We start from the raw sequence: 4,090 nt of genomic DNA, 5'->3' as shown, positions 1-4,090 counted from the left end.
GGCCGGCCGGCCACCGGCCGGCCCGCGGCGGCGCGGGTGCGATCCACGCTATTGATGCCCAGCCCGCGTGGAGCGACACCAGGGCCCGGCAGCGGGCCGCCGGGGCCACCACGGACCCCTTTCGGCGCGGCCGGCTCGTCGGCGGGTAGCCCGGACTTCCCCGCCGACGGCCTCACCGATGGGTGATCAGGCGGGCTCCAGGTAGTAGAGGTCCGGCTTGCTGTCCTGGACGATCTGGCTGATCTCGTTGTTGTGGCCCGACGCGGCGACCCATTTGCCGGAAACCTGGGCCTGGAGCGCGAACAGGTTGCTGCCCGCCACCTTCGCCATCCAGAACGACTGGTTCTTGGGGACGTCCTCGTCGACGCAGCCTTGCGTGATGATCCAGGTGCCGTCCTCCAGGCCCCAGTGGTCGACCGCCATGCACCAGCGGCGCCAGGCGTCCTGGAGGTACACCAGCTCGCGGCCGTCGGAGGCCCGCTTGCGACAGACCTTCCACAGCTGGTTCAGCTGGTCCTCGCTCTTGTACTGGATGACCGAGCCGTGGTTGCCGGGGGAGAGCGCGACGGTCAGCGGCCGCTTGATGCCGTCCCCGCCCGGAATGATGCGGTTGAGCCGGTGGTCGCAGGAGTAGTTGCTCGTCGGGTCGGCGGCGAGGCCTCCGGTCGGCGCGGGGGCGGCCAGGGCGACGGGGGCGGCGGTGAACAGCAGGGCGCCGGCGGCGGCCACCGTGCCGAGGACGTTCAGCGGGCGGCGGGCGCGGGAGCGCTGACGGTGCGGGTGGGGCATCGTGGACTCGCTTTCGCGGTGGGCGGGCCGGTCGGCCGGTTGGGTGGTCCTGGCCATCAGCAGACGAGCCGTGCCCGCGCGGCCGCGCGCAGGGTGCCGGCCGGCTCCGGGAAGGAGCAGGCCACGGTGCCCTGCTCCGGGACGTCGAAGGTGGTGAAGGTGCCGACGCCGTTCGGATTGGTGTTGACCCAGTAGCCGGTGCCGCCGCTGCGGGCGCAGATGTACCGGACCCACTCGCCGGAGACCTTGCGGGTGCCGCGGTAGAGGCCGTAGTAGCCCGGGCTGTTGAAGTTCACGGTGTCGGTGACGGTGGTGGTGCGGGTGGTCGACTTGGTGTTGGACACCGAGAACCCGACCTTGACGCTCACCTTGGCGAAGATCGCCTTGAACTCGGCGGTCACCTCGGTGCTGGAGTTGATCGTGGTGCTCACCGAGTCGACCTCGCTGAGGGTCTTGGTGTAGCTGCCCGTGGTGCCGGGGGCGATCGCGACGGCGAGGAACTCGGTGACGGTCGGTTCGACGCGGACCGAGGAGATGTCCTCCCAGAGGTAGTCCTTGGCCGGGTCACAGGTGGCGGTCGGCGGTGCGGTGTCGGCGTGTGCGGGCGCGGCGCCGAGGCCGAGTCCGGTGACCGCGACGAGCGCGGCGACTCCAGAGGTGAGGGCGGTGCGCCTGGCGCGCGTGGTGCGCGAACTCATGAGGGTGCTCCTCAGGTGGAAGGGATGCGCTTCGGTATGCCATGTCCATGACGTGAACCCCGTTAAGGAAATCCTCATGTTCGCGGCGGGGTCCCCTCCATCCCAGCTTTCTGGGGGGCGCGCACCGGGGCGCGTCCTGCGGGGTGCGGCTCAGCAGCGGCCGCCGCCGAGCATGATCCGCGCGATCAGCTCCTGGCGACTGCCCACTCCGGTCTTGGTGAACACCGACTTCAGGTGGTCCTGCACCGTGTACGGGGTCATCGCGAGCACCCGGGAGACGTCCCTGGTGTCGCTGCCGCGCACCAGCAGCAGCGCCACCTCCTGCTCACGGGCCGTCAGCCCGTACGCGGCCAGGTAGAGCGGCATCACCTCGGCCGGCGAGGCCGGCGAGGCCACCACCGTCACCGCGTCCGCCGCCTCGCCGCCTCGCAGGGCGGCGCCGTGCAGCAGGTACCAGCGGTCGTCCCTGGTCCACACCCGCACCGGCAGCTGTGGCACGGCCAGCCCGTGCGCCCTCCGGCGGGCGTGCTCGGCGGCCATCGCCACACTGGTCGGGACGGTGAGCGAGCTCGGGGTGGGGTCGGCCAGCCGGGCGAGCAGTTCCTCGGCCGGTCCCGACAGGGCCTGCAGGCGGTTGCGCCGGTCCAGCACCAGCACGGCGGGATCGGGATCGGGCCCGTCCGGCGCTCCGACCGGCACGTGACACGCCCTCAGCGCGTGGCCCAGGTGCCGGGCGGCGGCATCGGCCAACTCGCGGTGCCGCTCCAGGTACGGGCCGCGGTCCGGGGCCCGCAGGAACGCCGCGCACCCCCACATGCCGCCGGCCGCGTCGAACACCGCCCGCAGCTCGTCCCCGAACCCGGCCGGCGAGACCTGCTCCCTGAACCGCACGCTCTTCGCCAGCCGCCCCCTGGTCACCCGGCTCAGCGTCTCGGCACTCACCCCGCTGCGCCGGATCTTGGGAAAGGTCGCCAGATCGTCCTCCCACACCTCCAGCCGCACGGCCTGCTCGAACCCGTCGAGGGTCAGGTCCTCGCTCTGCACCGAGTTCACCAGCCCGGTGGCCGGATCCGCGGTGTGCCAGCACACCGCGTCGAACTCCAGTGCCGGGCGCAGAAGTTCGTCCGCCCGTCGGAAGACCTCCGGCGCCGTCAGGCCCGCTCCGGCGAGCTCCCGCATTCCCTCGATCGCCGACCGTGCCGCCACCCCACGAGCCCCGCGTCGTCCCATGAGGGGGACGCTAGCACGTAGTTCGTACTCCCACTCGCCTGTCGGCCGGAGGGGGCCCCTTCACCTCGCGACAACCCGGTCGTCACCTTGACGTATCGTCAAAATCCTTAGGCCGAGAGCGATTGAGTCGCCTCGGCCGCGATCCCTCGGCAGTCCGTGGGCGGGAGCGCGGCGTTCGTGAAGGCCGGCCGGTCGACGGGCGGGCCGGGCCGGCCGAACAGGGCGGACAGGGTGAACAGTTCGGCGAGGGCGCGTGGTGCGACGCCGCGAGAGCCGCCGCGCGGCGGGTTCGTCACGGGGCCGTCACAGCTCTCCACCGACGCTTGCCCGGCCCCGGCACTCCCGGGAGCGTGGAGCCACACCAAGGCGCCAGGGGGCGGGATGCGGACGATACGGCTGTCGGCCATGCACCAGTGGGGGAGCAACATCGGGATCGGCTGCGCGCTGGCCCTGGTCTCGGCGGTCGCGCTGGGCGGATCCGGCGCCACCGGCCCGGGGACGGCCACCCTGATCGGCGTGCTGATCGCCGTCGGCGTCGCCGCGGGGGTGCCGCACACCTTCTGGCTGCGCGAGGAGGAGAGCGGCCTCACCCTGGTCCGGATGCTGGTCCCGCGCCACTACGCCTGGTCGGAGATCCGCGGCCTGGCCCTGGAGTTCCACGAGGAGATCGAGACCAGTGGCCACGAGGTCATCCTCCGGCTGCGCCTCACGGACCCGCCCGGCCTGTTCTGGGGCCCGGTGCTGGGCCGGGTCGACGTCACCGAGGACGACCGGTCGCGCGGCTTCGAGCCGGTGGCGCTGGCCGAGCTGTTCGCCGTGTTCGGCCGACGCGGCCTGCCCGTCGAACAGCCGGAGTTCGCCAACGCCGTGCTCGGCCTCCACGGGCTGCCGCGGCTGCCGCCCGAGCCGCTGCGCGGCGTGCCGGTCGGCCCGGTGCCCACCGCCGAGGAGGCGTACGCGGACGCCCCGGGCGTCGAGGAGGAGGAGAGGCGCCTGGCGGCCTGGCGGACCACCGAGAAGAGCCCGCCCCGCAAGCGGCGCGAGTACCTGCTGCGCGGCGCCGCGCTCAGCGACCGGACCGCGGCCCTGGCCCACGAGGAAACGGTCCTCGCGAAGGCGGGGCAGGCGCGGTTCGCGGCGGGCCGCCTGACCGAGCACGACGGCGTCACCGCCGCCGACGGCGAGGACGCGCGGCGGTACGTCCGCCAGCAGTACCTGGCCTGGTCCCGGGCCGCCACCGACCGGCGCCGGCGCCGAGGCGGACGCTGACGCGGCGACCGGGCGCCCTCCCGGCGGCCCGTGCTGCTACGCCTCCCGCAGGTGGTCCAGCACCCGGCCGAAGACCAGGCGACCCGCCCGGGAGATGACCGGAT

Annotated in this window: 4 protein-coding genes; 1 reads left to right on the top strand and 3 read right to left on the bottom strand. The window is 73.3% G+C overall.

The features are described from left to right. Positions 1 to 186: 186 nt before the first annotated feature. The 3 genes from ACFRMQ_RS30655 to ACFRMQ_RS30645 all read right to left on the bottom strand — a co-directional run bounded on the left by ACFRMQ_RS30655 (position 187) and on the right by ACFRMQ_RS30645 (position 2,717). Positions 187 to 846: an RICIN domain-containing protein gene (locus ACFRMQ_RS30655; protein WP_380733950.1), complete on the bottom strand. Its 660-nt coding sequence runs from the start codon at positions 844 to 846 to the stop codon at positions 187 to 189. Next, entirely contained in the window at positions 846 to 1,487 is a 642-nt protein-coding gene (locus ACFRMQ_RS30650) for a hypothetical protein (RefSeq protein WP_380733949.1), read from the bottom strand. Before ACFRMQ_RS30650 ends, ACFRMQ_RS30655 begins: the two co-directional genes overlap by 1 nt. Positions 1,488 to 1,637: 150 nt before the next feature. Then, entirely contained in the window at positions 1,638 to 2,717 is a 1,080-nt protein-coding gene (locus ACFRMQ_RS30645; protein WP_380733948.1) for a LuxR C-terminal-related transcriptional regulator, read from the bottom strand. A gap of 381 nt (positions 2,718 to 3,098) precedes the next feature. On the opposite strand from ACFRMQ_RS30645, the gene ACFRMQ_RS30640 reads away from it, so the two are divergent. Continuing rightward, positions 3,099 to 3,986: a hypothetical protein gene (locus ACFRMQ_RS30640; protein ID WP_380733947.1), complete on the top strand. Its 888-nt coding sequence runs from the start codon at positions 3,099 to 3,101 to the stop codon at positions 3,984 to 3,986. Positions 3,987 to 4,090 lie beyond the last annotated feature (104 nt).

The sequence above is a fragment of the Kitasatospora sp. NPDC056783 genome, assembly GCF_042789895.1.
Taxonomy (GTDB): domain Bacteria; phylum Actinomycetota; class Actinomycetes; order Streptomycetales; family Streptomycetaceae; genus Kitasatospora.
Note: the sequence above shows the minus strand (reverse complement) of the source record. Positions and strands in the feature narration are given on the sequence as shown.

Excerpts from the sequence above, each read along its gene's own strand:
- ACFRMQ_RS30655 (WP_380733950.1), bottom strand. The coding sequence starts at position 846 with ATGGCCAGGACCACCCAACCGGCCGACCGGCCCGCCCACCGCGAAAGC.
- ACFRMQ_RS30645 (WP_380733948.1), bottom strand. The coding sequence starts at position 2,717 with ATGGGACGACGCGGGGCTCGTGGGGTGGCGGCACGGTCGGCGATCGAG.
- ACFRMQ_RS30650 (WP_380733949.1), bottom strand. The coding sequence starts at position 1,487 with ATGAGTTCGCGCACCACGCGCGCCAGGCGCACCGCCCTCACCTCTGGA.
- ACFRMQ_RS30640 (WP_380733947.1), top strand. The coding sequence starts at position 3,099 with ATGCGGACGATACGGCTGTCGGCCATGCACCAGTGGGGGAGCAACATC.